The sequence below is a fragment of the Kordiimonas pumila genome (genome assembly GCF_015240255.1).
GTDB lineage: Bacteria > Pseudomonadota > Alphaproteobacteria > Sphingomonadales > Kordiimonadaceae > Kordiimonas > Kordiimonas pumila.
The window spans coordinates 218,015-243,067 of sequence record NZ_CP061205.1 but is presented as its reverse complement, the minus strand read 5'-3'; the positions used below and the strand labels follow the sequence as shown (position 1 = coordinate 243,067).

The 25,053-nt window shown below is 47.4% G+C and carries 15 protein-coding genes and 2 pseudogenes; 12 read left to right on the top strand and 5 right to left on the bottom strand.

The genetic code is table 11. From position 1 onward, the window contains the following. Positions 1 to 12: 12 nt before the first annotated feature. The 4 genes from ICL80_RS00935 (at position 13) to ICL80_RS00920 (ending at position 6,292) form a co-directional block, all read left to right on the top strand. Positions 13 to 1,191, top strand: coding sequence for a pyridoxal phosphate-dependent aminotransferase (locus tag ICL80_RS00935; RefSeq protein ID WP_194214274.1), 1,179 nt, complete (start codon positions 13 to 15; stop codon positions 1,189 to 1,191). 251 nt (positions 1,192 to 1,442) lie between these two features. Continuing rightward, complete coding sequence (locus ICL80_RS00930; protein ID WP_194214273.1) at positions 1,443 to 3,113, top strand: S41 family peptidase; 1,671 nt, start codon at positions 1,443 to 1,445, stop codon at positions 3,111 to 3,113. 4 nt (positions 3,114 to 3,117) lie between these two features. Continuing rightward, positions 3,118 to 4,665 (top strand): S10 family serine carboxypeptidase-like protein, encoded by a 1,548-nt coding sequence (locus ICL80_RS00925; RefSeq protein ID WP_194214272.1) that lies wholly within the window; start codon positions 3,118 to 3,120, stop codon positions 4,663 to 4,665. Positions 4,666 to 4,699: 34 nt separating this feature from the next. Beyond that, positions 4,700 to 6,292 carry a S10 family serine carboxypeptidase-like protein gene (locus ICL80_RS00920; protein WP_194214271.1) on the top strand — a complete coding sequence of 531 codons (1,593 nt, stop codon included), beginning with the start codon at positions 4,700 to 4,702 and terminating at the stop codon, positions 6,290 to 6,292. Positions 6,293 to 6,763: 471 nt separating this feature from the next. On the opposite strand, the gene ICL80_RS00915 is transcribed toward ICL80_RS00920, so the two are convergent. Beyond that, positions 6,764 to 9,013: a TonB-dependent receptor gene (locus ICL80_RS00915; protein ID WP_194214270.1), complete on the bottom strand. Its 2,250-nt coding sequence runs from the start codon at positions 9,011 to 9,013 to the stop codon at positions 6,764 to 6,766. Positions 9,014 to 9,345: 332 nt separating this feature from the next. On the opposite strand from ICL80_RS00915, the gene ICL80_RS00910 reads away from it, so the two are divergent. Next, the gene (locus tag ICL80_RS00910; RefSeq protein ID WP_194214269.1) at positions 9,346 to 10,626 is read left to right on the top strand and encodes an APC family permease; all 1,281 of its coding nucleotides are present in this window, start codon (positions 9,346 to 9,348) and stop codon (positions 10,624 to 10,626) included. Positions 10,627 to 10,643: 17 nt separating this feature from the next. On the opposite strand, the gene ICL80_RS00905 is transcribed toward ICL80_RS00910, so the two are convergent. After that, on the bottom strand, positions 10,644 to 11,150 hold the full coding sequence (locus ICL80_RS00905) for an Lrp/AsnC family transcriptional regulator (RefSeq protein ID WP_194214268.1): 507 nt from the start codon (positions 11,148 to 11,150) through the stop codon (positions 10,644 to 10,646). 338 nt (positions 11,151 to 11,488) lie between these two features. Here ICL80_RS00905 and ICL80_RS00900 point away from each other — a divergent pair, with 338 nt between their 5' ends. The 7 genes from ICL80_RS00900 to ICL80_RS00870 all read left to right on the top strand — a co-directional run bounded on the left by ICL80_RS00900 (position 11,489) and on the right by ICL80_RS00870 (position 22,704). Next, positions 11,489 to 12,691, top strand: a complete 1,203-nt coding sequence (locus tag ICL80_RS00900; protein WP_194214267.1) for an aminotransferase class V-fold PLP-dependent enzyme — start codon at positions 11,489 to 11,491, stop codon at positions 12,689 to 12,691. A 10-nt stretch (positions 12,692 to 12,701) separates the two neighbouring features. After that, complete coding sequence (locus ICL80_RS00895) at positions 12,702 to 14,132, top strand: amidohydrolase family protein (RefSeq protein WP_194214266.1); 1,431 nt, start codon at positions 12,702 to 12,704, stop codon at positions 14,130 to 14,132. Positions 14,133 to 14,173: 41 nt separating this feature from the next. After that, positions 14,174 to 15,964, top strand: a complete 1,791-nt coding sequence (locus tag ICL80_RS00890; protein ID WP_194214265.1) for a DUF885 domain-containing protein — start codon at positions 14,174 to 14,176, stop codon at positions 15,962 to 15,964. A gap of 20 nt (positions 15,965 to 15,984) precedes the next feature. Continuing rightward, a complete protein-coding gene (locus ICL80_RS00885; protein ID WP_194214264.1) occupies positions 15,985 to 18,060 on the top strand; it encodes an amidohydrolase family protein in 2,076 nt (691 codons plus the stop codon). A gap of 233 nt (positions 18,061 to 18,293) precedes the next feature. Further along, on the top strand, positions 18,294 to 19,583 hold the full coding sequence (locus ICL80_RS00880) for an amidohydrolase family protein (RefSeq protein ID WP_194214263.1): 1,290 nt from the start codon (positions 18,294 to 18,296) through the stop codon (positions 19,581 to 19,583). Between the two features lie 101 nt (positions 19,584 to 19,684). Then, entirely contained in the window at positions 19,685 to 20,956 is a 1,272-nt protein-coding gene (locus ICL80_RS00875) for an Nramp family divalent metal transporter (RefSeq protein ID WP_194214262.1), read from the top strand. A 206-nt stretch (positions 20,957 to 21,162) separates the two neighbouring features. Further along, positions 21,163 to 22,704, top strand: a complete 1,542-nt coding sequence (locus tag ICL80_RS00870; protein ID WP_194214261.1) for a S10 family serine carboxypeptidase-like protein — start codon at positions 21,163 to 21,165, stop codon at positions 22,702 to 22,704. A gap of 421 nt (positions 22,705 to 23,125) precedes the next feature. Here ICL80_RS00870 and ICL80_RS18075 read toward each other — a convergent pair. The 3 genes and pseudogenes from ICL80_RS18075 to ICL80_RS18175 form a co-directional block, all read right to left on the bottom strand. After that, positions 23,126 to 24,230: pseudogene (locus tag ICL80_RS18075) on the bottom strand (IS3 family transposase); the annotation flags it as partial. A gap of 20 nt (positions 24,231 to 24,250) precedes the next feature. Beyond that, positions 24,251 to 24,718, bottom strand: a pseudogene (locus tag ICL80_RS18250) (IS481 family transposase); the annotation flags it as partial. A 51-nt stretch (positions 24,719 to 24,769) separates the two neighbouring features. Further along, positions 24,770 to 24,892 carry a hypothetical protein gene (locus ICL80_RS18175; protein ID WP_265588800.1) on the bottom strand — a complete coding sequence of 41 codons (123 nt, stop codon included), beginning with the start codon at positions 24,890 to 24,892 and terminating at the stop codon, positions 24,770 to 24,772. Positions 24,893 to 25,053: the final 161 nt, after the last annotated feature.

Here is a 25,053-nt window from a genome sequence, read left to right as displayed (position 1 = left end):
AAAGGAAACAATATGGGTTTGAAAAGTCCAATGCCAGCCGCAGGGGCCAGCCGGGAGTGTTATTCTCAGTGGTTGCGCGCCATGATGAAGCGCAGCGAGGAAAAAGGCGGCGATGTGAAATACCTGTTCAGCAGTTCTGTTGAAGAGCCTGCGGAACTGCTTTACAAGATCATTGCGGAAGCATTTTCCGGTGAAGTCACAGACCGTTATGTCAGCACTTTTGTGCAGCATGGTAACCCTTATTTTCTTGAACAAATTGCTGAGCGCTATGGCGTCAAGACTGACAATGTTCTCAGTACCACTGGCGCAATATCGGCTCTTTCCCTGCTTTGTCGCACGTTTTTATTGGCTGGAGATCATGTGCTTGTGGAAAATCCCGGCTTTGATCTTTTTTGCGACATTGCAACGGACCAGAAAGCTGTCGTTGATTTCTTTGACCGTGAAGGGGGGCCGTTCACAATTGACCCTGGGAAGCTGGAAAGCAAAATCCGCAGCGATACGAAGTTTGTGATCCTCTCGAACCTTCATAATCCTTCAGGGATGATGCTGGACAAGGCGGTGCTGGAGCAATTGGCGGGCATTGCGGAAAAGCATAAACTCATGTTCATTTTTGACGAGGTTTATGCCGGCTATGCCGGTGCGGACAAGTGGCCAGGGCCTGCATGCTGGTTCTCGCCATATTTTATCAGTGTTGGCAGCCTGACAAAAATATACGGCCTCAGCGGTTTGAAGTGTGGCTGGATTGTTGCAAACGAAGAGATTGTCGGCGCTGTTCGCGCTTATAGCTTGCAGTTTGAATTTGGTGTCTCAAAGCTTACTCATGCGGTTGGGGCCTTGCTTCTGGAGCAGCAGGATACATTCGATGATTTCTGGCAAAGCGCTCTTGCCAGATCGCGTCCGGTTCTTGAGCGGCACTATGCCGCCCTTCTGGAAGAGGGCCTGGTTAGCGGCGAACTGCCGGAGTTTGGCTGTATTCTTTTCCCGAAACTTACGGGTATTTCAGGCACGCTGGCTTTCGGTGAATGGTTATTTGAAAAACATCATATAGTAGTTGTTCCGGGTGAGCTATTCGGTTTAGCCGGACATGTGAGAATCGGATGGGCGTTGCCCCCCGAAGAGCTTGACAGTGTCTTTATCCGACTGAGAATGGCATTGAGAGAATATCGCAGAGAAGAGTTGGGCGCCCGTTAAATTATAATTTTCAGGACGATAAAATTTGTACTCTGTCTCTCTCATATTCAAAGACAATAGCTTCAGGAAACTGCCCTTAACGAAATACTATGCCTGTCTTGACGATTAAATGGGCATAAATATGTCTAGTTTTCTCACCTATTGCCCAAATTAGGAAAATATATCCGGAGTTGTTGTCGTAATATTCATGAGGTGCAGCGTTGGCCTGTCTGATGCTTCGCTGCAGTTTTAATCGCATTCCGGAGAAAAGAATGACATCACGTACCATGAAAACAATTTGTTCTGTTCCGGCTAACCGGAAAGACAAACAGTATAAGCAATCGAGGCCTTTGACATGGCTTTTCAAATTTGCAGGCATGGCACTTGTGGTATCGGGAGTGTTGGGCGGAGTATTTGCCCGGGATCATTCTGTTTCAGCAGAAAATGAAGCTGCAGAGTTAATGTCAGATGTAAGGGATGCCAAATCTTACTGGCAAGAACTGTACAAACTGGATGTGTCCCATTTTTCTGAAATAGTGAAGGAAAATTATATATATGCTGTTTATACGGCTGACGAAAACTGGAACAGTCTCTATAGGTCTGCGGTCGACCAGGCATATCTTGATGCCTCACTGGTTAAAGATTTAAACTCTTATCAGGCAGTGATGCGACGCTTGATCGCACAATTCGAAGACGCACACCTCAGTGTTACATTTCTGGCCCATTCCAATAGTGCGCGCTGGCCTGGTTTTTTGGTTCGTTATCAAGGCGGGCGCTACATTGTTGTTAAGTCTTCCCGGACAGATATCCCGGAAGGCTCTGAAATCGTATCCTGTGATAATCGAAGCATTAATGACTGGGTTGATCAATTGGCCCGCTTCTGGGGTGGTCCGCAAGGATTGGATACCACAAGAGCGCATATTGGCCCTGAGGTGTTTATTGACAGGGACAGCCCTTTTTATGAGCGCCCGAAGGTCTGCAAAACGGGCGACAGTGTTGTCGAACTGCACTGGCGGGATGTTGTAGTTACCAAAAAAGGTAAGTTTCCCACTGACCTGGATGAGCTTGAGGCCCAGTATCCCCATTATTCCGATCATCATACTGGACTTTCCAGTTTCGGTGAAAATGGGGCTTGGGTACGAATGGCGCGGATGTATGTTGAGAATGAGGACCAGGCTGAGGCCTGGCATAAGATCATTGATGCTGCATCCGGGCTGCGTGATAAAGATTTTGTTGTAATTGATGTACGCGGAAACTCCGGGGGAACCTACAACTGGTTTATGGCGTTTCTGCGCTCTTTTTATGGCGATGATTATATCGATTATTATGCGCGGGCACGCCTCGTGATCGAGAATGTTCTGCTCGCCCCTGAAGGGGCCAAAGGGTCAGGTATGGAGGCTCCTCCTGAGACGAGCAATATCAAGATGCCGGTAGATCCTCCGATGGCCGATATCATGGAAAAGCCGACAGTGGAAACATTGGAAACCGGCGCCCGCTTGATCCGTTTGCGTAAGCCTATCGATAGCATGCCGCCGTTGCCGGATGAAAAACCCATAAGCCCTGTGAGCGCGAGAGTATACGTTCTCACCGACTACGGCTGTGCCAGTGCGTGCCTTTCATTCCTGGATGAAATTATGCGAATTCCCGGTGTTATCCAGATTGGGGGCGAGAGTCATATCGACAGGAGGTCAGCAGGCTGGCCAAGCAAGTATCACCTTGCCAGTGGGCTTGCCTATGTGAATATGGGCCGTCTGGTGCGTGTTGGGCGAGCAAGAGGAGAGAATGCAGTATGGCGGCCCCATTACCGTTTTTCCGGAAATCTGGGGGATACGGAGGCTGTAAAAAAATGGATTCTTACCGAAGTCATTCCTGATGACTTTCATAGAGAACGGCCTGAGGTTCATAACCAGCCAGTGACCTCCAAATTGAACAAAGGAGAATAGGTTCATGAAGTCACTGGTTAAGATTGTTTGTCTTCTTATCTCATCTGTTTATATGGCTGAGACTGGTCTGGCGGATGCCTTGTCTCCTCATGCTGATAAAGTCATTAGTTCCCGTCATGATGTTCGGATCCCTGAAATTGGAAGGGTAAAGTATCGTGCTGATGCGGGAACGCTTCCAATTCTGGATAATGATACTGGGCGCCGGGAAGGCACGATATTTTATGTTGCGTATATCAAAGAGCGCCCAAAGAATGGTGTTCCGAGGCCTGTTACGTTCTTATGGAATGGTGGTCCGGGCTCAAATTCCTCGCAATTACATTTTCTCGGGTTTGGCCCCAAGCGTCCGGATTTGCCCTCGACTTACCCTGAATATGGCGGGAACACGGAAGCCCCTGTGGTGGATAACCAGGAGACATGGCTTGCACATAGCGATTTAGTGTTTCTCGACCCCATAGGGACGGGTTTTAGCCGTGCTGTGACGGAAGATTTTCTCGAGAAGGTTTTAAATGTAAATGGTGATGCCGAAGTTATTTCCGAAGCCATCAGAGTGTTTCTGAACCGTTATAATCGCTGGAACTCCCCTCTTTTTATCGGGGGCGAAAGTTATGGGACAACCCGTGCGGAGTATGTGGCCAGGATGTTAGAGCAAAGACGTACGCATGTTGATGGGGTTTTATTGATTTCCGGGGGATATAATGGAGGCCAGCAAACGTCTGAAGGCCTCCGGGAGAGTTTGAAAATTACAGAATTTACGACCACTGCCTACTATCATGGCGTGTTGCCGGCTGAATTGCAGAATAAAAGTCTTGGAGATGTATTGGCAGAAGCAGAGGCATGGATACGTTCAGAGTATGCTTCCGCCATTGACGCTCCTGGTGCCCTTTCAGAAGACGGGCTTAATTCCATTAAAGAAAAAATAGCCTATTATACTGCAATTCCCGTTAAATATATTGGTGACAGCTTGAAAGTCTCCTCGGCAATGTTTGCTGATCATTTGCTTGAATCAAGGGGGCTGGAGCTTGGGCGATATGATGGCAGGATGACAACATCATCCAGGGCTGAAGGCACAATCTGGCTCCCCGGTATAGACCCAAGCCTTGCCATTCAAGCTGACCTCATGCATGGGACTTCCCGTGTTTTTAATGGATATATTCGCTATACACTGGGCTTTGAAAGTGACCTTTTGTATCAGGGGCCCTTCGGCGGGGCCTTCCATCCTGAAGTTATTCAAAAAGATCCCAAAACGACTTTGCCCGAAGACTGGATGGCGGTACGCTTTGACCTTGCCGGCATGCGTATTCCCTCAGGTGAGGAGCCTCCTCTGGTCACAGCAATGAGACTTAATAAATCTCTGAGAGTCTTGAACATGAAGGGTATGTATGACGGGTCATGCGCATTATTAGATGATGCTGTTGCGCGTACGCCTGAGGATTTGAAAAACAGGGTTTCCAATGTTTGTCTCCCTGCCGGTCATATGTTTTACACGGACACGGTTGCTCGTCAGCAATCCTTTGAGGCATTTGGACGGTTTGTAAGCAACAGGCCAGATTAAGTATTATGCAGTTATCATAAGAAAGGAGCTGTTTGTGGCAATTTCTAGGAGAATGTTTTTATATTCCGGAAGCATAGCGGGCAGCCTTTTGTCAGCCTTGGTGAGTACGAGTGGTGGCAGGGCATCAGAGGAGTGCTCAAAACAGGAAGGCAAATGGGAAAGCGTTACTAACAAGGAAGATGATCGAACCAGGTATGAATTTGCCCGGTCTTTCGTAAAAGACGGCCCCAGAAAGTGCCAGCGCGAGATAGAAATCTCCGGTCGGCGCCTTTCCTATGAAGTTAGCGTTGGAGCCATCGTCATAGCCGATTCATGTGGTAAAGAGCTCGGCATCTTTGTCTATACCTCCTACACTAAAAATGGGAATATATCGAACGATCGGCCTGTTACATTTGCATGGACGGGAGGGCCAAGTGGCCCGTCCACAAGTTTTCATTTTGGATCTCTCGGGCCGAAAATTCGAACTGACAAAACATCAAATCAATTGGAAGACAATGCCGGCAGTATCCTGGATCGTACGGACCTTGTTATGGTGGATCCTATTGGAACGGGCTGGTCAGTGCCGGCAATGGGGCGTGATCTTGGTGATTTTTACAGTGTAAGCAAGGATGCTGTTACCGTCGCGGAGTTCATCAAAGGGTATCTTAAGGAGACCAACCGGCCTGCCGCGCCAATTTATCTCATCGGCCGAAGTTACGGAAGCGTGCGTTTGGCAAGTGTGATACACTATCTACAAGCTTCAAGGCTCAATATCTCGGGACTGATCCCTGTAGCCGCCGCAATGGATGGCAACGCATTTTGGGAATCGTCCGGGAATATGGCCTCATATTATCTGATGTTGCCGAACTATGCCGTGATTGCCTGGTATCATAAGCGACAATCCAATCCGCGCAAGACAGCCAGAGAGACGCTCGAGTATGCGAGTCATTTTGCTTTGGGGGATTATTTGTCGGCCTTAATGCGCTGGCGAGAGTTATCTCGTGCAGAGCGTAAACCTGTATTGGACAAGTTATATGCTTTAACCGGTATTAAACAGCACGTATGGGAGAAACATAACCTCCGTATATCCGGCCGCCAGTTTGCCGTTGAGTTTCTTCGGGAAGAGAAAAAAGTACTCAGGTCCAGTGATGCTCGTGAAGCGTGGCTGATAAGTGATTTGAAAAAGAAATCTCCTCTCACATCGCCTTCTTTCCTGGATCTGGAATATGTCGATTTATATTATCGGGATGATTTGGGAATAGCAGGAGCCCCCCCTTATCGACCATTCGCCCCGGGTCTCGGTGTTGCGGAACAGGCGCCTTTCACACGTTCGTGGGAAGTGGATAGAAGAGGGGTTTATTCACTTGGCGCCTTTCAGGTAAGTGTGCTGCCTAATTTTCTTGATGATATTGCAGAAGCCATGATTGCTAATCCGAGTTTGCGTATACAGCAGCACAATGGCATGTATGATCTACAATCTACATCATTTCCCGCCAATTGGTCATTAAGCAACATGAATATCCCGGCGTCGCTTTTTAAGAATGTTGAGATGTTTGATTACGAGTCAGGCCATGCGATATACAGTTCCCCTGAGCTTCTAAATACTTTCCTGGAGAGAGTAAGCTCCTTTTACATCGAAGAAGGATGATATGCTCTGATTAATAATCAAGGTGTTCCTGGCGAAAGACAGAACACCACGGCGCCAGCCGTGGATGAATGATCTTTGAGACGATGTTCTGCAGGTACGGAGATTATCAAATCCGTATCCTGGCGGAACTGTCTTCAACGCCGGTTGACAGGGTCTGTAAAGATTTCCGAAAGATGCTGATCCACGGTGACTGTTTTCATATCGCAAAGCGTTGCCGCAGTTTCTTCGGGAAATGTTCGGGGCGCCAGAGAGACGCTTGGCGTTAACCAAGTGCTCGTGAATCTTCGTATATCACTTTCAGTATGGGAGGTGGTTGAATAGTCAAGTGGTGCGGAGAAAGGGAAAGCTTCTCCCAAGGCCTGTCCGACTAATGTGAGGTTCGGCCTGAGTCTAATATATAGGTTGAAGAGGGGTTATAAAAAAAGCCTGCCTTATTTGGATAAGGCAGGCTTTTAGTTTGTTTAAGTTATCTCAGTATGTAAGTTTGAGATTAACACCGATTACGCGAGGTTCTCCAACGACGTCATAAGTCTGGACAGCGCTGGTCTGCCGGTTGACGGCATAATATTTATTGAAGAGGTTGGTTGCGAAAATGGAAGCGGTCCAACTATCCTTCATTATTCCGAAGCGAAGGTTGGCAAGATAGTATGAGGGCAGTTGGGTAGCTGTAACCCCGTTGCCTTCAAACGTATTCCAGCGTTTACCAACGTAATTGACGTCAGTATATACAAATGCAGTGACAAGCGCGGTTAAGGGAAACTCGTATCGAGCATTTGCAGCCCAGGACCATTTGGCGACAAACGGCAAACGGTCTCCTACGTTTGGTTTGATCCCGGGCGCCGTTTCTGTGATTTTTGCATCTACATAGGAGAGCGCAACGCCCAGACTCAAGCCCTCGATAGGCTGTATCGAGGTGTCAAGGTCGATACCCTTAATTTCCGCCTCACCGGCATTGCCTGTGAAACTAAAGAGGCATGTTGGCAGCGAAACCAGGTTTTGAATATTTGACCATTTTGTGTAGTAAGCGGCTGCATTGAGGGTTGCCTTGCTATCCAGCAAAGTATTTTTCGACCCAATTTCATAGCTCCACAGGTCATCGGATCCATATTGCGACGGTGTGCTTGAATAACCAAGGTTGGCTAAATCCGCACCGCAAATGGATTGGGGTACAGGGCCATTGGCTCCACCTTGTCTGAAGCCCTGAGCGGCCTGCGCATAGAGCAGGCTGTCAGCGGTTGGCTTAAAGGCAATTCGATATTTTTGATTAACGGATGATGAGTTTGCTTCCAGATTAACCTGGGAGGAGCCGCCAGCTAATATTCCGGATCCAAATTGTTCTACATCCTGATCAATATCAAACACACGGAGGCCGGCCGTCAGAGCAAGTTTCTCAGTCGCGTTCCAGGTAATTTCACCAAAGGCGGCTAGCTGCCTGGTTTTGTCATTTTCCAATGAATCAAAAACCTGCTTGCCAGTTAACAGGCTGGACACACTTGGTGCGGAAGAAAGGTCGGCATATTGAGCAAAGCCATTTTTTACTTCTGAATAAAATCCGCCAATGAGCCATTCAATGGTGTCGCCACTATGTGAGGCAAGCCGTACCTCTTGGGAGAATACTCTATAATCCCCTTCCGTATTGATGCCAAAGCCCTCAGAGGTGGGGATCAGCACGCCGGTAATCATACCCATAATTCCGCGAAATGAGTTCGTGGCATCAATATTTGCGGCGGAAAACTTATCCAGATAGTTTGTTGACGACACGAGGGAACCAAAGGAAAACTCATGATTAAGGGTAAAGCTATAGAGCTCAGTCTCCGAGGGGCCTGTCTGCCGGTACTGGCGGCGCTGTGTATATATAGGATCGCCTGGCATTGCCTCTGAGAAATTGGGGGTCCCCAGATCCTCTTTTTGATACAAATATGCTGCATCAATGGTAGTGAGGTCAGATGGTTTCCACCTCAGGGCAACGCGGACATTCTTTTTCTCAATGCTATTGGCGTTTGTTTCATTCCTCAATGTGTCATCAATGAAACCGCTATCATTCCTATAACTGCCAACGACACGTAGGCCGAGTTTGTCAGTGACAATCGGGATGTTTAGAACGCTATCAAGCTTGTAGTTGATACCTCCGTGCGATACATCCCCGATGGTGCCTTCGGTTTGCCCTTCAAAGCCATCAAGTTGTGGTTTATTCAGAATCACACGAATGGTGCCGCCCATGGAGCCGGATCCATAGAGAGTTCCCTGAGGGCCCTTGAGGACTTCTACGCGCTCGACATCATAGATGCTGGGGTCAAACGTCGGCTGACGAGTTTCCGTTACGGGGACTTCATCAATGTAAATGCCGGCGAGTGAGGCTGTGGTGCCAAGGCCGTCTGAAACCCCGCGTATGACAACCCGGCTGCTTCTGTAACCTGTCTCGCCGAAGGAAACGCCGGGTACGACCTGGAGGTAATCGCGAAAATCTTTTGCACCCCTGTCATATAGCTTGGTAGCACCCAGTACACTAAGGGCTGCGGGGACATCCTGTAATCTTTGATCGCGCCTTAAAGCCGTAACGACTATTTCCTCAAATACCGGAGTATCATCAATTTCCGCCGCATTTGACTGAGCGGTCATAGTAAGCATTGTTAACATCTGGCCAGCAATGATGCTTACGGTGCTGACTGACGCTAACCACGATGCCTGTAAGCGTTTATTTCTCTTCATTTTTTCTCTCATGAGTTTCCTCCTCCATGGGTTGTCCTTGCCTCTGAGCAAACACCTTCCATACAAATATAATTTGTCCCTTATTATCGTCACTTTGTCGTGAGTATGTCAAATACGTTTGATCTTCATTTTGTGAATAAAAGAAACGATGTTTTATAAATATTCTAAATCTTAAAAAAATGTCCCATATATTGGAATAAAATAAAAATATGTTTCATTGTGGTATGTGAGTCATCGCAAAATAGGGAAGTGGTGCCTGTGGCGATAAGGATTTGAGCTTTGTGTGAAATGTAAACAGGTATAAGGAGCTGTCTGGTAAGGTAAACTGTCTGGAGGATTATGTGGTGGCTAAATTAAAACAAGGTATGAGCTTACAAGACGTTGTGGCACTTGGTATCAGCGCAGCCGTCGGGGTCTCCATTTTTTCGGTTATTGCACCAGCGACCGCTCTAGCCGGCCCCGGGATTTTGGTGGCTTTTGGCCTGGCTGCTATCCCTATGATTATATTTGCTGTTTTGTATGCTTTTCTCAGCTCAGCCGACCCCAGAACGGGGGCCTCTTATTATTGGCCAACAGAATATGTGCACCCTTATGTTGGTTTTCTGGTGTGTTGGCTCAGAATTTTAGGGTCAGCAGGCGCCTTGAATATTATGGCTACTGTATTTGCGGACTATTTGCAGAGCATTCTGTCCATTGACAGGATAACTGTGGTTTTCAGTTTGCTCACGTTATTCTTGATTATCAACGTAGCAGGAGTTTCCGTTGCCGGCGGGGCGGCCCGGTTGCTTACGGCCATAAAACTGGTTGTGCTTAGCGGCTTTATAGCTGTCGGCTTGACCTTTGTTGATACCCAGAATTTCTATCCTGTGCTTCCCCATGGCACATTGGGTGTAGTGGCGGCATTGCCGTTATTGGTGGGTTTGTTCAGTGGTATTGAAAGTGCCACAGAGGCAGGCGAGGAGGTCCGGGATAGTAAGCGGGTGATCGGGCAAGGCCTCGGGATCGCTACGGGTATAAGTATGTTTGTCTATCTTGGCGTTACCATTGTCTCAATTGGGGTTCTTGGAAGCATCGACGTCGGTAACAGCCGGGCGCCTTTGGCCGAAGCCGCAGCTGCTTTTGGGTATAGCTGGTCCGGCGCTTTATTCGTCATCACGGCTCTGGTGTCTATTGCGGCTGCCATTAATGCACAGTTTTTGATGTTCATGAGATTCCTGTTTGCTATGGGCCGCGATGGCGCTCTTCCCAAGGTATTGGGGAAGGTGCATTCCAGGTGGGGGACGCCCTGGGTATCTGCAATTGCCGTATATCTATCGGCGCTGGTTAGCCTAGCCTTGCCGACCAGCCTTGTCTTCCTCTTTTTGGCGGTCAATATACCTACCATCCTCAAATATGCTTTCAATTGCTTTTCGGCTATGGGGATGATGGAGCGCCGCCCGGATTTATATGAGCGTGCGGCCTTTAAAATGCGCCCCTCTGTTGTTAAGGCTTTGGCCTGGGCGGGCATAATCTGTGCCGGACTTCTGTTTTTTGCAGGTCTGGAAGCTGACTGGCGCGCATACGTGGTCTTACTGTTTTGGGCATTGATTGGAACAGTTTATTGGGTAATCAAAAAGAAACTGTAGTATTCTCCATGGAGCGGCTAAAATGAGGTATGGCTACGTCGTGGATCGTGCTCCAATGTCGCCAGGGGGAGCTTGGTTGTGTCGACGAAGCGTGATAAGGAAATTGAAGAGCGCAGATCAATAATTCCGGGTAAACGTGCTAAGCGTTTCCACATCATTTCCTCATAATATTCGATGGTCGGGACAATCAATTTCAGCATGACATCCACCTCGCCCATTAAAGCGTGGCACTCTATTACCTCAGGAATTGATTGAACGGTATTTACAAAATCTTCTAGCGAACTATCCACTCGGCCATCAAGCTTCACCATCGCAATAATCATAACGCCGAGACCAAGTTTCTTTGCATCCAGTACGGCTACCCGACTTTTGATGATCCCGGCATCTAGGAACGCCTGAACACGCCTCCAGCAGACCGACTTTGACGATGCTACTTTTTCAGCCAATTCACTGAGGGACAGTGTTACGTCTTCTTGTAGGATCTCAAGTATTTTTCGATCCAGTGCATCCAGTTGGTCTGTCATAATCATTACTCTTCAGTAGTTTGTTGGTGTGGAACAATATTTACATCCTTCGCACTTTTTTGAAACCCCCATTGATGTGCCGTCTAGAAATTAGTGACGCATGTAATACTTTCTTTTTCGGAAAATCAAAAAATATATCAATAATATTAGTAATTTAAAAAATTTTTCGCTCATGACCATTTGCAATTATTGCGAATCGCCTTCCAGGCATGATGTTTCTTCAATTCGGTTTAATAGAAACAATATGCCAATATAGACCCTTTTCTTTAGTGCATCAGGGAAGAGTTTATATGGGCACGCAGATAAACTGCCTAATGATTGTTTAGGGAGTTTATTGAATGGTGACTAATAATGACGGGTGGTATGACCGCGAGAGCGGGTCTTTATCAGTGGAGCAAGATGACTTCCCGCTGATTGCTTCAGTGTCTTATTTGAACTCTGCTGGCTTGGGATTGGTGCCCCTTAAGGTGCAAAAAAAGGTCCAGAAGTATATGCAGGCTTTAGGCACCCGGGGTACTTTTGGTTACTTTGAGTATTATGAAGAATTAATGAACGGTGCGATTGCCTCCGCCGCAGAGCTGTGGGGGGCGCCTGCAAGGAATGTTGCTGTTGCAACCAGTGTATCCGAGGCTGTGAGTCAGGTTGCGTGGTGGCGCAAACCAAGGCGTGGCGAGAATGTTGTATTGATTTGTGATGATTCTTCTGCAGCTACATATTCATGGCTAAGGGTGGCGGAGGACACGGGGGCTGAGGTGCGGTTTGCGAGTCCGCAAAACGGTTCGGATGTTGTTACGACACGTGATGTGATGGCGCTGATCGATAAAAACACGGCCGCCGTTTGTATTAGTCATGTGCATTGGATAACGGGGTATCGGTTGGATTTAACCCGGTTGGGCCAAATGGTCCGGGACCATGACGCATTGTTAATTGTTGATGCCACGCACTCGGCGGGAATTGTAAACTATACTCCTGAAGAATTGAAAGCGGTCGATATGCTGGTGACAGGCTCTTTTAAATGGTTGCTGGGGCTTGCGGGCGCCGCGCCTTTATATGTGGGGGATCGGCTTTTGGGTGATTTTAATCCCATATTGGTGGGATCCAGAACGTCGCAGCCTCTGCCGCCTTTCGACCAAACAGACCCTACGCGTATTAACTTGCCAAATGATGCCCGCCGTTTTGAGTATGGAAGCAGTATTGCTGTCCCTAGAATCGCTTTTACGGCATCGATCAAATATTTGTCTGATGTGGGGAGGGATAAAATACTGCAGCATATCCAGTCGTTGGGAAGCGAGCTTGCAGAGAGATTAATTCGGGAGGGAGCAGAGGTTATAACACCCTCTGCTCATCAGAAGCGGGCTGGAATTATTAGCGCATATTTCCCGGATCACTCCAGTAAAGTCATATACAAAGCCTTGTTAAGCAACAATGTGGCGGCCTCGTTGAGGTCTAGGTTTTTAAGGTTTTCGCCTCACATCTTCAATACAGAGAAAGATATTTTTACGGCAATTGACGTCATTAAGACTGTTTTGGGGCGTGCTTAGGAGAGGTGTTATGAAGCTTCGGGTGTTACATATCTGCTTTTTGCTTTGCTTTGCGGTGGAGGCTCATGCTTCTTCCGACATTGATAAAATGTCAGCAGAGGATCAAGCACATGTCGTATTCTCCGGATACGATGTTCTCATTGAGAATGTCCAGTTGATAGATGGAACCGGCGCAGTTCCGAAGCAAAATGTATCAGTGCTGGTCAGGGATGGCATCATAGAGAAAGTGCAGCCAAGTGCTGAATTATTAACTCCTCGTAATGTTAAAAAAATTGACGGTACGGGGAAGACGTTATTGCCGGGCTTCGTAATGGTGCATGAGCATATGTTTTACCCGGCCCCTAAAATGGGGGAACTTAATGCATACCCCTATTCATTTTCCAGGCTTTATTTGGCCGGTGGCTCAACGACAGTAAGGACGGCGGGCAGTATTGCGCCTTATGGCGATATTAACGTCGCGAAGGCCATCGCCGCGGGAAAACAGCCCGGACCTGATATCGATGTGACAGGCCCCTACCTGGAGGCGTCACCTGTGATTGCCATCAAACAGGCAGAACTTGAAGATGTTGAGAGTATCGAGAGGACTATTGATTACTGGTCCAGTGTGGGTGTTACATCCTTCAAGGTTTATAATAATTTATCTTATGAGCAATTGCAGGCAGCGATCAGAGCCGCCCATAATAGAGGGCTGAAAATAACAGGTCACCTTTGTTCAATTACATATGCTGATGCTGCAAGGCTGGGTATTGACAATATTGAGCATGGTTTTGCGGTGGCGCCAGATTTTGTTGCGAATAAACAGGCGGATACCTGTCCGGCTCCTCAAGAGGTTTTTGGCTCCCTGGCTGCTCTTGACCCTGATGGTGATGAGCTTGGTAAGCTGATAAAACTACTTATTGAAAACAACGTTGCGCTGACCTCTACGCTGCCGGTTTTTGAGGCGAGTACGCCAGGCCGTCCCAAAACGCCCGATCATGCTTTAGATCTTCTGACTCCTGAGCTGCGCCAATCATATGAACGCATCTGGGAAAGGATCCAGAAGAGCCCTTCAGCTTCTGATTCTTTGTCCAGGCTTATGCGGATGGAAAAGAGGTTTGTAGAAATGGGCGGAACATTGCTGGCGGGAACAGACCCGACAGGATATGGGGGGATAATACCCGGCTGGTCAGCAGTTAGGGAGGTTCAGTTATTGATTGAAGCTGGTTTTAGTATTTCAGAAGCAGTGAAAATTTCGACGCTAAATGGCGCTCGCTTTCTGGAGAGGGGGCATTTAATCGGGTCTGTTGAACCGGGCAAGAGGGCCGACTTCATCCTGATCGACGGCAATCCGGTAAATGATCCCCACCAATTGGAAAATATTGACTATGTCTTCAAGGAAGGCATCGGATTCAACGCGAAATCTATTCTTGAGGCGATGAAAGGCAAGATTGGCCTGTACTGACCTGTTTTGAATGTGAAGCAAAAATTTGAAATGAGCACCTTATGAACCGTCGAACTTTTATATCTGGGTTATCTATAGTATCCCTTATGGCTTCAATGCCACAAGTGATGTCTGCACAGGACTGTTCGGATCAAGGTCAGGAACTCACAAAGATTTTTGACGCTCTTTATGCAGATTTGACGCAATTGGATCCAGAGATGGCCAGTGTGCGAGGGGAAGATGCCAATGGGCTGCGGGGCAAATTAAAAGATCGGTCGTTAAAGGGGCGCGACATATTCCGGAAGGTGCTTTTGAAGCATATAGGCGCCTTGAGAAATATTAACCCTCTCCTGCTCTCCGATGATCAAAAGCTTCAGCAAAAGAGAGCCCTGGATTGGCTGACTCATCAGGAAAAAGCCAGAAGAGCATACGACTACGGCGATGAATATTTCTATGCATACCAGGTGACGCAATTTACCGGAGCTTACATCACTGTCCCGGCGCTACTTAATTCTGTTCAGCGTGTTACAAGCGATGGTGATGTTGATCATTATCTGGATCGGTTGCGTTATTTCGGGGATGCTGTCGAGGCTGAAATCGCCAACCAGATCTATTATCAGAAAATAGGAGTAACTGCGCCGCGGTTTATCGTGCAAAAAGTTGTGAGCGGGTTGTCATCTTCGAGTGATCCGGACGCGGCATTTTCTAATCTTGTCAAACCCCTTTTGCAAAAAGCGTCGATGGCGGGCGTGGATCCTCGTGAAGAAGAAGCAAAAAACATCGTTGTTCATAATGTGTTGCCTGCGCTTAGAAAGCAAAAAAAACTTTACGAGAAATTATTGCAGTCTGCGAGGGGGGGGGCTGGGGTCTGGGCATTGCCGGGCGGAGAAGGCTTTTACAGGGATGCTTTATACTACGCGACAACAAGTAACTCCAGTCCTGAAGAAATGCATCTTCTGGGACTTCGTAAGGTCGAGGAAATAAACCGGCGGCTGGATAGATTGCTCAAGGATCAGGGTATGAGTTATGGCACTTGTGCTCAACGCCTTGAAGCGCTTAAGCAGGAACCATCGCAATATTTTTCAGATGATGATCAGGGGCGCGAGGAGCTTTTAGGTTATTTGGAAAAAGATATCGAGCGCACTTCCAGTCAGCTATCAGGGGCATTTTCCAATCTGCCCCCTGTCAAGCTTGATGTCAAACGTATGCCGGCTTTTCTGGAGGGGAAAGGCCCGTCAGCTATGTACATGGCTGCGTCTGCGGATTTGTCACGGCGTGCCGCGATTGTTTTTGACCTGGGCGATATGGCCAAATGGCCAATTTTCAGTCTGAAAACACTATGCAGGCATGAGGGGATGCCAGGTCATCATTTGCAGGCTCTTATTCTCGGCCAGTCAACGTCTCTTCCAAAGGTTCTCTCATTATTTAATTCGCCCTCTTATAGCGAGGGATGGGCTTTATATGCTGAACAGTTGACGCAAGAACTCGGGCTTTATGACGATGATCCAATGTCTGAAATTGGCCTTTGGCAGTCTTTGTTGTTTCGCGCGGCCCGTATCGTTGTGGATACGGGCATTCATTTCAAACGATGGAGCAGGGCCAAGGCAATTGCATATATGCGGGATATAACAGCCTTACCGCTAACCATGATCGAAACCGAAGTGGATAGGTACACCGTGATACCGGGGCAGGCTTGCGCGTATATGATGGGTCAAATTGAATGGCACAGTATCAGAAATGCGCAACAGAAGAAATACGGCGACGCTTTTGAGCTTGCAAAGTTTCATAGTGTTCTAAGCAAAGGAGCCATGCCGATGTCTCTTCTCAGGCAATATATCGATGAAAACTTATAAAAATGAGAGGCTTTGTTTCAATGAGTGCAGTATCGAAAATACAGGAAAGAGAAAGACCAATGATGAGAACTCTAAATGTAATTCTTTTTGCAATATTTTCCCTTGTCAATGCACATGCCGCATTTTCTATCGAGGATGGCAAGCGTGAATACCAGGTCATTCGACAGGGAGATGTCATTGGTTCTATGGTGATTAGCCGCAGCGATAATAATTTATCTTCCCATTATCAATATTCAAATAATGGCCGCGGTCCAGATATTAAGTTTCATGCAAAAGTAGACTCTATGCTTTTCCCGACGACTTTCGAGATCGAAGGGTTGAGTTTATTGCAAACACCAGTCAGGGAGTCAGCGACTTATAAAGATGGTGTTCTGGAGTGGCGAAGCGGGATTGATAGCGGCGAGTCAGCAAAAAGAGCTTTTTATTTTCCCACGCATTCAACGCCGGCACATCTGGAAATGCTTGCCGGAGCTCTTCTTCGGGATGCTGATGCTGGCTTGCCTTTGCTGCCAAATGGTCATGCCTATATCAAAAAGGTGGCATCTGAGAGAGTAAATAATGGCAACGAGCACAAGCTTGTTGATTTGTACTTTCTTTATGGTCTCCAGTTTTCTCCGGTCGTGATGTGGCTCAACAAAGACCAGAGTTTGTTTGCCGTCGATGAGGTTATAGAGCGTGGATGGGAGGAGAACGGCTCTCGTTTGACGAGGGTTAGCGATGAATTGTTAGGCAAGCTCGATCAGGAAATTGCCAAAAAGGGAACAACGATTCCGGAAAGCCCGGTCTTATTGTTTAACGGGCGCCTTGTTGATGTAAGAAAAAAGCAGGTCCGTGCGAACATGAGTGTTTTAATAGACGGAAACCGCATTATTAAGGTTGGGGCAGACTTTGCTATTGAGGTTCCGGAAAAAGCACAGAAAATAAATCTGGGGGGGAGTACCATCCTTCCTGGCTTGTGGGATATGCATGTTCACATTCGGTCGAATACGGATGGCCTGTTAAACATTATCAACGGAATCACAAGTGTTCGTGATATGGGGGGTGATGTCGGGACAGCTCTCGCAAGACGTCATCAATTTTCTACTGGTGATCTGGTCGGCCCGCGGTTGTTTCTGGGGGGGCTCATTGATGGGGTGGCCCCAACAGCTACATCGGGTCTCAGCGTTTCCTCATACAGCGACCTTGACCGTACCATTACGATGTTGGCTGAAAATGGCTATGACCAAATTAAGTTGTACAGCTCTTTTCCAAGCGAACTTGTGCCGCCAGCCGTTGCTCTGGCCAGGAAGTATGGCTTATTAATTGGCGGTCATGTTCCTGTGAACATGAGACAAGATGATGTGGTAAAGCTCGGTTATGATAATATCAGCCACTTCAACTTCTTTATGTTGAATCAGTTTGGGGACAAGGTTCAGTCTAAAACGAATACTCTGGCCAGGATGCTGGTTCCTGCCGGACGCGGGCGTGACCTAGATCCATCATCTTCTGGCGTAAAGCGATCTATCGCGCTTTTAAAGAAGCATAATGTGGCATTGGATCCGACAATGGTTGTACTCGAGGCATTGTTTACGGCCAAGGAAGGAAGAGTGTCACCTGCCTGGCAGCAGTATTATAACAGGCTTCCATTCCGCATAGCTCTTGCTGCAAAGTCTGGCGGCCTAGCTCAAAATGATCTTGAACTGCAACAATATACAGAGTCCTTCGACCTTTCCTTGAAGTTGCTGGGGAAAGCCTACGAAGAAGGCGTCAAGGTTTTGCCTGGCACTGATGTGTTGCCCGGATTTGAATATGTTCGGGAACTTGAGCTGTATAAAGACGCGGGTATTCCAAACCTTGACGTGCTCAGATTAGCCACACTGGGCTCTGCGGAACATATGCAGGCAGATACATATGTAGGTGCCGTCGAGCCGGGTATGCTTGCAGATATCATCATTGTTGATGGCCGTCCGGATGAAGACATCAGTGCTTTGAGGAACATACGGATGGTTGTAAAGGACGGCAAGTTCTTTGACCTGACCGGGTTAAACGAGGCTGTGGGAGTCCTTCCAGCGGACAACGCAGTATATCTGCCGGTGCCCGCAACCGACAAGTACTAATGATACATGAGGTGCGGCCCTGTGGGGGGGGAGTGTGATCGTCATAGGCGGGCAGCTTTAGCTTTGCACGTTATTGCCACGCCGCCCAGATGATGCCGCGTAGTATGTTGAACAAGAGCATTTGTAAAATAACAGAGGTTATTGGCGGCCAAGGTAAGGCCTAGCGGCATGTTACCTTAGGCCTAATGAGCATTCCGGGGAGAGTCCGGAAAGTCAGTTGAATGGAGATAAAAGTGATTAAAAATACGGTATTGATCATCGCAATTTTTTTATCCTTCCTTAGTGGCGGTGTGCAAGCTTCGGAAACGCCTGGGGTTACAGTTATTCACGCGGGTATGGTTCTTGACACACCGGGAGAAAAGCCGACTAAGAAGCAAACAATTATTGTGCGTGACGGGGTGATAGAATCCGTTTGGGAAGGTTATGTCTCGCATACATCAATTGATGAAAATGCCAAATTTATTGACTTGTCGAATTCATTTGTCATGCCGGGCCTTATGGACATGCATGTTCATCTTTCCATGAATTTAACGCTCCCTAAATACCAAAGGGTATTGCCACCGGCAGAGAGTTTAATGGGGGCGATAAGGGGCGCCCGACATCTGCTGCTCTCTGGTTTTACCACTGTCAGAGGTGCCGGTGATCCTGCTGAAGTGATTTTCCCCTTACGGGACGCGATCAATCGTGGTGAGTTTCCAGGACCGCGCATATTCGCTTCGGGTCCAATTATTTCCCGGGAAGGGGGGCATGGTTACGGAGGGTGCGATGGCGTGGAATCATGCCGGAAAACTACGCGAAAACGAATTTCAGACGGTGCTGACTGGATAAAAATAGCAACAAGTGGAAGCGCCAGTGATGAAACCGGTAGTGCTGACTCTGCTTCGGACATGTTTTATGACGAAGTACGATCTGTGGTGGAGACGGGCCAAAAGCTGAAAACGGATGTACTGGTGCATGCGACCTCGACTGAGGGCATCAATATTGCACTTCAGGCCGGGGCACGATCCATAGATCATTCAAGTTACGCCGATAAGACTTCATTTGCTCTTTTTAGAAAGAAGGGTGCATATATGGTTCCGACGACATATGTCGTTGATTTCCTGGAGAATAACCCGACTATCCGAGAAGGGCTTGGCGATGAGCAGTATGAACGCCTGAGCAGCGTTATGAGGGATATTCGGAAGTTGCCCGGTCTGGCCTGGAAGGCGGGGGTAAAGCTTGCCATAGGCACAGATGCAGGACATGAGCTATCTGCCCGGCACTATAGAGAGTTTGTACTTTATGTCGAGTCAGGCGTCCCTGCCGGCGAAGCCATCAAAGCGGGTACCGTCAATGCCGCCGAATTGCTTCGCCAGGAGAATTCTCTCGGCTACCTTCGTCCTGGCTATATCGCTGACATCATAGCTATTGATGGGAATCCTCTCGAAGATATCACGCAATTGAAGCATGTCAGTTTTGTTATGAAAGACGGAAAAGTCTTCAAACTTAACGGTGAAGAAGTTCTGACGGAGGCGGGGTTTTGAAACTGGCTCACCCTGTAAAAGTCAGGTTTGTAGAGCTAACTGGATAAATAAGATCCATCTGGATTTGGTAACGAGTATACGCTAGACGGGAATACTGAAAAATGGAACGTCAAATGAGTATCGATGCGAAAACCTGGCTGGGACCCGGCCTTGTATTTGCGGCGACGAGTGTGGGCACATCACACTTGGTACAGTCTACACGTGCCGGCGCATTATACGGGTTTTCGATCATACTTATTGTAGTTCTGACTTGTGCGGTTAAGTACTTAACTTTCAAGTTCGCTTCAGACTACACATCTATCACCGGGAAAACTATTTTACATGCCTACAGAGCCCAGGGGCGGCACGTTGTATACTTGTTTTTATTGATAACAGTATGCTCCATGGTATTTGCCGTTCCTGCTCTGGCTCTGGTTTGTGCCGGACTTTTTCGTGTTGTCTTTGGTCTCTCCGTTCCGGACGTTGTTGTTGGTTTATTCCTGATAATGGTTTCTGCCGTGACGCTCGCAATTGGCCGTTATGGCGCCCTGGAAAAGGTTACGACAGTACTCGTTCTGGTTATGGCGTTAAGCACGGTAGTGGCGACTTTATTACTGCTTCCTGATATCCAATGGAATGAAGCAGGCGTATCATTATCTCAAGAATATGGGTTGAAGGATTTTGCTTTTATTGCTGCGTTGATTGGCTGGATGCCGGCCCCGCTGGATGTTTCTGTCTGGCATTCACAATGGGCGATTTCAAAACGTTGTGAGCACAATAACCAAACCGATTTTCGAAAGAGCAGGCTGGACTTTCAAATAGGATATTGGGGCACGACTTTACTTGCAGTTTGCTTTGTGATGATCGGCGCTTCACTTATGCATAAACAATCCATTATTATCGAGGATGGTGCTGTTGGTTTTGCCGCGCAATTGATTTCCCTGTTCGGTCTGGCGCTTGGCGATCATTTTAGCTCCGTAATTGGTCTGGCGGCAATAGCCGTGATGTTTTCCAGTCTGATCTCGGTGATGGATGCTTTTCCGAGAACTTTTATAAATATCTGCCATCACCTTGCAACACCTCTCCATGAGGACAAGGGTCACCAGTTTCTGGTAAGCGGCAGAGCATACCTGGCGGTATTGATTTTTGTGGTTGTGGAGGCCGGTGTGGTTTATCTAGTCGGCCCTCAGTCAATGACCGGGCTGGTTGATATTGCGGCGACAACGGCTTTTGTTACGGCTCCTGTTATTGCCTTTTTTAACTACAAAGCAATTACCGGCATTGTTTTGCCATTAAACGCCCGGCTTTCGTCCGTGACATGTGCTCTTGGGAAAATATGTATCTTTATCATGGCAATGTTTGCCGGAATTTACATGGTTTTCAGGTATTTATAGTCTGATCACGTTCCGGTCAGGGATTGAATTTATGACTGGCATCAGTTTGTGAAAAAGTTTTTCAATAACTTCATGTGAAATGTGCCAACTGACCCCAGAAGTGTTTTTTTTAACGCGGATTAGGAACATTAATCCACCGCATTCGGACTATACTGGACTCTGGTAAAATGTAGACATATTGGCATATCGCGATATGGGAGGTCATAATGAAACGGGAAAGAGCAAGCCATCTATATAAATCGATTACAGGCGGGATTTGTTATTTGATCTTTAATTTTCTCATCAACTCAAATGTTGCCGCTCATGAGCCGGCGCCCGTATTAACACATCACCAGATTTCCATTGGAAAACAAAAGCTGAAATATTCAGCTGAAGTGGGCAGATTACCTATCCGTGACGATGCAACCGGGGAAGCTCATGCCTACATGTTTTATACAGCCTACCGACTTAAAACAGACTCAGAGACCCCACGACCCCTGCTGTTCCTCTGGGGAGGGGGCCCAGGCGGTTGGTCTTTGAACATGAATTTTGAATTCGCAGGACCTGTTCGTAGCAAAACCATTTACGGTCCGGGCGGAGGGGAACTGGTGCCGAATGAAGACACTTTGCTCTCGGTGGCAGACTTGGTGTTTGTTGATCAAATCGGAACCGGGTACAGCCGTGCTACTAAAACTGAATATATAGAAGAGTTTCAGAGTACCATTAATGACACAAGATCGTTTGCGGAGTTTATAAGGTTATGGAGGGTTCGACATCGTCTGGAAGAGACCCGGATATTTATCGGAGGCATTAGCTGGGGGGCGCCGCGTGCCGCAACAGTCAGTTATTCCCTGCTTGAAAAGGGGCTTCCATTAGCTGGTGCGGTCTTGATTACAGGGGAAACAAGCTTGAACTCGAGGTCAAAATACATCTCGGATATTGAGTTTGAAGCCTTACGGGTCATCGGAATGTCAGAGGTGGCATTTTTTCACTCCAAAACGGACACCAAAGCAGATCACGGCCTTCGGGAAATCAAACGCGCTGCTCGTGAATGGGTGTATAAAATCTATATTCCGGCACTTGAAAATATTTCCAGTCTAACTTTGTCGGAAAAACAAAATATTGCCGCGCAACTGGCCGGTTTTACCGGTATATCCCAGGAAAAAATTAACTTGCAGACCCTTGTTATTCTGCCGAGCGAGTTCCGTAAATACTTGTTGGATGATGGTAAGGTTTTGTATGGCTCTGATACAAGGCGAACCGAGCGTTATAAAACCACATATGTCAATGCCGCATTAAACAGCATTAAAAGCGACTTGGGGTATATTTCAGACTTGAACTACCGTCAAATCGGCGAACGCTTGATAGGTTATTATACGGGTGAACAGCCTAAAAGCCCAATGCAGTTTCCCTGGGATTATGCAACGTCGCCGGTTCCAAAAGAGGAAGCAGACCGCTTAATTGCTAACGCTATTGCAAGAGGGGCTGGCCCTCCGACTATAGGAACGCCTCTGTCTGGGACTGAGGAGGCTATTGGCCTCAATCCGGACTTGAAAGTGTTGGTGGTTATTGCAAGATTTGACGGGGAGTCCACATGTGAATCCAATCTCGCTCTGCAAGATAAATTACCCGGCACTTTGTCGAAAGCCATGACCATCAAGTGCTATAATGCCGGTCACTCGCCGTGGCGTACTCCGAGTGTGCGGAAGGAAGTGTCAGATGATGTGAAGAAAATGCTTTTGGAGGCGACCGGCGTTATCAAAAAGTGAATATTATCAAGTGTCCATTTGCTGTTAAACATAATTGAAAAATAATGGGATGTTATAACTACAGTGAGCATGCTCACTGTAGTTGACGGGACGCCTAATCTTGATCTAAATTTATGTTGCTCTTGTCAATTGACGATATCCGTGGTTGCGGTAGGATTTGAACAAAAACCTCAAAAGGAGCACAAAGGGAGCAACAAAAACGCAAATAAGGCGTAAAGAAAGAGAAAATAAGCGTAAGAGGTGCTCTGACGCGATCAGAGCGTAGGTGATGGGGGAAGCCCGTTGCGTGACAAGTGCGACAATGGAGAGCCATGAGCTAGTGGGAGGCTTGTATGCCTTTCTAAGTATCAAATGTAGAGCTCTATTCTTACTTGTAATAGTTCAGACTTGATCTGACAGTTACCGACTTTGAGCTGGTCGTTGTCAGGTTGTTTAAACTTTCTTGGTATCTCCTTGTATTATAATGATGAATAAAGTCAGCGATTTTGGATTTAAGCTCACCGGGCAGGTAATAGTTCTCCAAAAGGATGCGGTTCTTGAGTGACTGATGCCATCTCTCAATCTTACCTTGTGTCTGCGGATGGAATGGCGCACCACGTGTATGTTCAATCCGATGTTCTTCCAACCATTCAGCAAAGCCTGTTGATACATAGGATGGACCATTATCTGATAGAAGGCGTGGCCGATGACTGATATCAGCTTTATCAAGCCCTGTTCTTTCAAGCGCCAGCGCAAGCGTGTCCTCGGCATCTTTGCTGGTCATTGTACTACATAGCTTCCATGCCACCACATAACGGCTATGGTGACGTCGTTATCACTTCCGTCCGCTTCGCGACCATCGAGGATGGTTGAAAGATAAAACCAGCCCCAGCCAATAACTTTGAGATACGTGAAATCCGTCTGCCACAGCTCATGCACCCGTGTTGTCTTGGTGTGGAACTGATCAGCGGCCTTCATCACCATAAAAGCTGGACTGGTTATCAAGCCCTCAGCCTTGAGAATGCGATAAACACTGGATTCAGAGATAAAGTCCTGTCGTTCTTCCGTATAACGAACAGCAACTTCACGGGGTGAGAGGTCAGGTTCATCAAGGGCTAGTTCCAGCACCTGATGGCGTGTTCTATCAGATATCCTATTCCAAACCGATCGTGGACAGGGCTTCTTATCCTCCAGCCCATCAAAACCATTGTCCAGATAGCGATCATACCAATTATACCATGTGGAATGGGGAATGCCGATATGCTCAAGCGTGCGTTTCAAGGGTAAGTGCGATCGTTCAACAGTGCGAATGATTTCCATCTTTTCTGAGGCCGTATATCTCATATATCGTCCTCCCCATCCGCGATGACACTTTTTTTAAGCAGTCGGTTCTCAAGCATCTGCTCTGCAAGCGCTTCCTTCAGTTTCTGGCTCTCCTTTCGTAACGTCTTCACTTCATGGCTATTAGCTTCCCGTTCTGTATCCCCGGCCAAACGCTTCTTACCGGTTTCCATAAAGTCTTTCGACCAGCGGTAATGGAATTGGGCCTGAAATTGACGTAAACGTCTGCTTCGCGAACATGCCCCCTGTCTGTCCTGATTTCTTGTATTCTGAATGGGAACTTTTGGATAATGTGATTAACGAAGTCGATCGCACTCTTTTGCGTGTGACGCGTATAGACCTTCAAGGCTCGAACACGCGTTGCATCATCAATGGCTGTATATTGGTACCGCTTGATCTTGCTGCCACCTCTCCCTTTGAATACCAGAAACTTAACATCCATCTGAATGTGGTGGCCCGACACCCGTTTCTGATATCGTTTGGTATGGACCTTCCTGTGCCCCACATTGTTCGGTAATCGATTGACACCGTGTCGCTTTAGCACACGAGATATGGTTGCATCCGAGACTTTTAGCTGATGATAGCGCGCCATATACCACATGATCCTCAAGGGACCGAGATGATACTTTTTGCGGAGATAAAGGATTTTCTCAACGATTTCATCGGGTGTCTTGTTGGGGTGAGAGTTCGCAATTGGCTTCCGGTTAATCAGCGCCTTTTCCCCTTGCTCCAGATACCGCTTTCTTCATCGATAGTATGTTGATTTTGGTATCCCAAAATAGCGATATGCCTTTGCGGCAATGCCTACATCTTGAGCCCGTTCTATGACACGGAGCTTGCGGCGTATTTCTTTTTCATCTGCATTCATGATCCATCCTCCATGCAAATCAATTTACACGAGGTGTCCCACGAGCTCCTACATTCCTACAGGATAAGCATTAAATAATAGGGTTTGTGACACATAAGTGTGCAGAAAATGGTCATAATACTAACAAAAAAGAACATTATTGTGCAAAAAGATCACCTACA

Excerpts from the sequence above, each read along its gene's own strand:
- ICL80_RS18175 (WP_265588800.1), bottom strand. The coding sequence starts at position 24,892 with ATGAATGCAGATGAAAAAGAAATACGCCGCAAGCTCCGTGTCATAGAA.
- ICL80_RS00930 (WP_194214273.1), top strand. The coding sequence starts at position 1,443 with ATGACATCACGTACCATGAAAACAATTTGTTCTGTTCCGGCTAACCGG.
- ICL80_RS00935 (WP_194214274.1), top strand. The coding sequence starts at position 13 with ATGGGTTTGAAAAGTCCAATGCCAGCCGCAGGGGCCAGCCGGGAGTGT.
- ICL80_RS00870 (WP_194214261.1), top strand. The coding sequence starts at position 21,163 with ATGAAACGGGAAAGAGCAAGCCATCTATATAAATCGATTACAGGCGGG.
- ICL80_RS00900 (WP_194214267.1), top strand. The coding sequence starts at position 11,489 with ATGGTGACTAATAATGACGGGTGGTATGACCGCGAGAGCGGGTCTTTA.
- ICL80_RS00925 (WP_194214272.1), top strand. The coding sequence starts at position 3,118 with ATGAAGTCACTGGTTAAGATTGTTTGTCTTCTTATCTCATCTGTTTAT.
- ICL80_RS00895 (WP_194214266.1), top strand. The coding sequence starts at position 12,702 with ATGAAGCTTCGGGTGTTACATATCTGCTTTTTGCTTTGCTTTGCGGTG.
- ICL80_RS00875 (WP_194214262.1), top strand. The coding sequence starts at position 19,685 with ATGGAACGTCAAATGAGTATCGATGCGAAAACCTGGCTGGGACCCGGC.
- ICL80_RS00890 (WP_194214265.1), top strand. The coding sequence starts at position 14,174 with ATGAACCGTCGAACTTTTATATCTGGGTTATCTATAGTATCCCTTATG.
- ICL80_RS00905 (WP_194214268.1), bottom strand. The coding sequence starts at position 11,150 with ATGACAGACCAACTGGATGCACTGGATCGAAAAATACTTGAGATCCTA.
- ICL80_RS00915 (WP_194214270.1), bottom strand. The coding sequence starts at position 9,013 with ATGAGAGAAAAAATGAAGAGAAATAAACGCTTACAGGCATCGTGGTTA.
- ICL80_RS00885 (WP_194214264.1), top strand. The coding sequence starts at position 15,985 with ATGAGTGCAGTATCGAAAATACAGGAAAGAGAAAGACCAATGATGAGA.